Genomic DNA, 3,670 nt, shown 5'->3' with positions numbered 1-3,670 from the left:
CTCGCCGATGAAGGATTTCGGCTATGATGTCAGCGATTATCGCGGCATCGACCCGATCTTCGGCGGGATGGAGGATTTCGACTGGCTGATCGAGCGGGCGCATGAGCTGGGCCTGAAGGTGATGATCGACCTCGTGATGTCGCATACCTCGAACCGACATCCGTGGTTCAAGGAAAGCCGCGCCAGCCGCGACAATGCCAAGGCCGACTGGTATGTCTGGTCCGATCCCAAGCCCGACGGGACGCCGCCGAACAACTGGCTGTCGCTGTTCGGCGGCAGTGCCTGGCAATGGGAAGGCCGGCGCGAACAATACTACCTGCACAACTTCCTGTCGGCGCAACCGGATCTGAATTTCCACAACCCGGAGGTTCAGGACGCGCTGCTGGAGATGACGGCCTTCTGGCTGGACAAGGGCGTGGACGGCTTTCGTCTGGACACGATCAATTTCTATTTCCACGACCGGAAATTGCGCGACAACCCGCCGCTGGCGCCGGAGCTGCGCAAGGCCGATACCGCGCCGGCGGTGAACCCCTACAACCATCAAAGCCACCGGTACGACAAGTCGCAGCCCGAGAACCTGAAATTCCTCGAACGCTTTGCGGCGATGCTGAAACCGCATGGCGCCGTCGTCGTGGGCGAGATCGGCGACAGCGAGCGCGGGCTGGAGCTGCTGGAGGATTATACCGGCGTGCCCGGCCGGGTGCAGATGTCCTATGTGTTCGATTTCCTGTCGGGCGACGGCTTGCAGGCGGCGCGCGTGGTCGAGGTCTTTGACCGGCTGCACAGCATCGCGCCGAACGCATGGCCCTGCTGGGCGATGTCGAACCACGACGTGATGCGCCATATCAGCCGCTGGAGCCTGACCGATCAGGCCGCCAAGGCCTATTGCACGCTGCTGATGTGCCTGCGCGGCAGCGTCTGCCTGTATCAGGGCGAAGAGCTGGGCCTGCCCGAGGCCGAATTGCAGTTCGAGGATCTGCGCGATCCCTATGGGATCGAATTCTGGCCCGAATACAAGGGGCGCGACGGATCCCGGACGCCAATGGTCTGGGATATGGGCGTGAATGGCGGCTTCTCGACCAGCCAGCCCTGGCTGCCCGTGCCGCATGCCCATCTGCAACGCACCGTCGTCGCGCAAGAGGCCGATGCGCAATCGGTGCTGCATCATTATCGCTGGGCCATCGGCCTGCGCAACAAGCATTCGGCGCTGCGCCTGGGCAGCATGAGCGACATGAAGGCCGACGGCCCGATCCTGTCCTTCACCCGCGCCGACAGCGAACAGACCCTGCGGATCCGCGCCAATCTTTCGGAGGAAGAGGTCGGCGGGCTGGCGCCGTGGCAGGTCCAGGTCATCGAGGGCTGAACGGGGAGGAAACGCGGGATGGCCGATCTGAAACTGAAGGACATCGCCAAGTCCTATGGCGACGTGCAGGTTCTGCGCGATATCGACCTGGAGATCGCCTCGGGCGAGTTCATCGTCTTTGTCGGGCCTTCGGGCTGCGGCAAGTCCACGCTGCTGCGCATGATCGCGGGGCTGGAACGGATCACCGGCGGCGACCTGCAGATCGACGACCAGCGGATGAACGACATCCCGCCCAGCCAGCGCGGCATCGCGATGGTGTTTCAGTCCTATGCGCTTTATCCGCACATGACGGTTCGCGACAACATGGCCTTCGCGCTGCAGATCGCCGGCAAGTCCAGGGCCGAGATCCGCGAGGCGACCGACCGCGCCGGCCGGATGCTGCAACTGACGCCCTATCTGGACCGGCTGCCCAAGGCCCTGTCAGGCGGCCAGCGGCAGCGGGTGGCGATCGGCCGGGCCATCGTGCGCGACCCCAAGGTCTATCTGTTCGACGAGCCGCTGTCGAACCTGGACGCCGCGCTGCGGGTGGCGACGCGGATCGAGATCGCGCAGCTGAAGGCCTCGATGCCCGACCGGACGATGATCTATGTCACCCACGACCAGACCGAGGCGATGACGCTGGCCGACCGCATCGTGGTGCTGGCGGGCGGCGGCATCGCGCAGGTCGGCGCGCCGCTGGAATTGTATGAACGTCCGGTGAACGAATTCGTGGCCCAGTTCATCGGCAGCCCGGCGATGAACCTGCTGCCGGGCAAGGTGACGGCGGTCGGCGAGATGACCGGCGTGGCACTGGACGGCGGCGGCCAGGCGCAGGTGGCGATCCCCACGCGCCCCGGCGACGAGGGGATGGAGATCAATCTGGGCGTCCGCCCCGAGGACATGCGCGAGACCGACGGCACCGCCCTGTTCGAAGGCAAGGTCGATCTGACCGAGGCCCTGGGCGAGGTGACGCTGCTTTATTTCGGCACCCAGGGCGGTGCGGTGCCGATCATCGCCAAGCTGTCCGGCATTCATCCGGGGCTGAAGGGCAGCACGGTGCGGCTGACCGCCGATCCGCAGGCGCTGCATCTGTTTCACAAGGGCAATTCGCTTCTGTATCGCGACGGCACCGACCTGCCGCCCTATCAGCCGCGCACGGCCCGCGCCGCAGGCAGCATGGGCGGCGATCGCGGCGCGGCCGCCATGCCGGCAGATCGGAACGGACAGGACCGGAACGGGGGCAGGGACGGGGAGGATGGCGACCGGATCGAGGACGGGCTGATCAAGCCCGAGGGCCCGGTCCGCTGATTCTGCGACGAAAGTCGTAAATCTCCGATACCGCGATCTGCTATACTCGTCGCGATTGGGGGGAATCATGGCGCATCGCAGCCACGCGGATCTGGTGGCCGAGCAGTCGCAGTCGAAATCCGCGACCTCGGCGCTGGCGGCATCCTGGCGCCGCTCGCTGCTGAAGCATGGGCTGGATCCGGGCGATGCCCGCGGTCCTGAACGCCTGAGCCTGGCGGAATTGTCGGCCCGGCGACAGGCGATGGAGCATTTCCTGAAAGTCGCGGCACCGCAGCTGGACCAGCTCTACAACCTGGTCTGCCTGTCGGGCTGCAACGTGCTGCTGACCGATGCGGCGGGCGTGGTGCTGGATCAGCGCGTCAGCGATGGCGATGCGGCGCAATTCCGCGACTGGGGTCTGTGGCAGGGCATGGACTGGTCCGAGGCCGCGCAGGGCACCAACGGCATCGGCACCTGCCTGGCCGAGGCGCGGCAGGTCACCATCCATCGCGACGAACATTTCCGCACCCGCAATACCGGGATGTCCTGCATGGATGCGCCGATCTGGGGGCCGGACGGACGGCTGATGGCGGCCCTGGATGTCAGTTCCGCCCGCGCCGACCAGACCGAACGCTACAACCGCCTGATCGGTGCGCAGGTGGCCCAGACCGCGCGGGCGATCGAAGCGGTGTTCTTTCGCGCCTCGTTCCCGGATGCGCGGATCGTCGTCGCCTCGGGCGACGGAACCGAGGCGACGCTGCTTCTGGCGGTGGACAAGGACGACCTGGCCATCGGCGCGACCCGCGCCGCGCGGCGCGCCATGGGGCTGGAACGCGAAGGCGCCATCAAGCCGCGCCCCGCCGCCGATCTTCTGGGCCGCGAGGATGACATGCAGGGTTTCGACCGGGCCGAACGAGCCGCCGTGACGCGGGCCCTGGCGCGGGCCGAGGGCAACGTCTCGGCCGCCGCGCGCGCCCTGGGGATCGGACGGGCGACGATGTATCGGCGCATGGCGCGGCTGGGTCTGGCGGACAGATAGCC

General features: G+C 66.8%; 2 protein-coding genes and 1 pseudogene. All 3 read left to right on the top strand.

Annotated elements, in window-relative coordinates; translation table 11 throughout:
• Positions 1 to 1,363 (top strand): alpha-amylase family glycosyl hydrolase (locus tag B4L36_RS06490; protein WP_292954104.1); only part of this gene is annotated, 1,363 nt, incomplete at its 5' end.
• An 18-nt stretch (positions 1,364 to 1,381) separates the two neighbouring features.
• A pseudogene (locus B4L36_RS06485) lies at positions 1,382 to 2,470 on the top strand (ABC transporter ATP-binding protein); the annotation flags it as partial.
• 247 nt (positions 2,471 to 2,717) lie between these two features.
• Positions 2,718 to 3,668, top strand: a complete 951-nt coding sequence (locus B4L36_RS06480; RefSeq protein ID WP_292954101.1) for a helix-turn-helix domain-containing protein — start codon at positions 2,718 to 2,720, stop codon at positions 3,666 to 3,668.
• The last annotated feature ends 2 nt before the right edge of the window (positions 3,669 to 3,670 follow it).

Source organism: Paracoccus sp. UBA889 (assembly GCA_002294185.1).
In the GTDB taxonomy this organism is placed as follows: Bacteria; Pseudomonadota; Alphaproteobacteria; order Rhodobacterales; family Rhodobacteraceae; genus Paracoccus.
The sequence above is the reverse complement of the archived record's forward strand: the minus strand, read 5'-3'. Positions and strand labels throughout refer to the sequence as shown.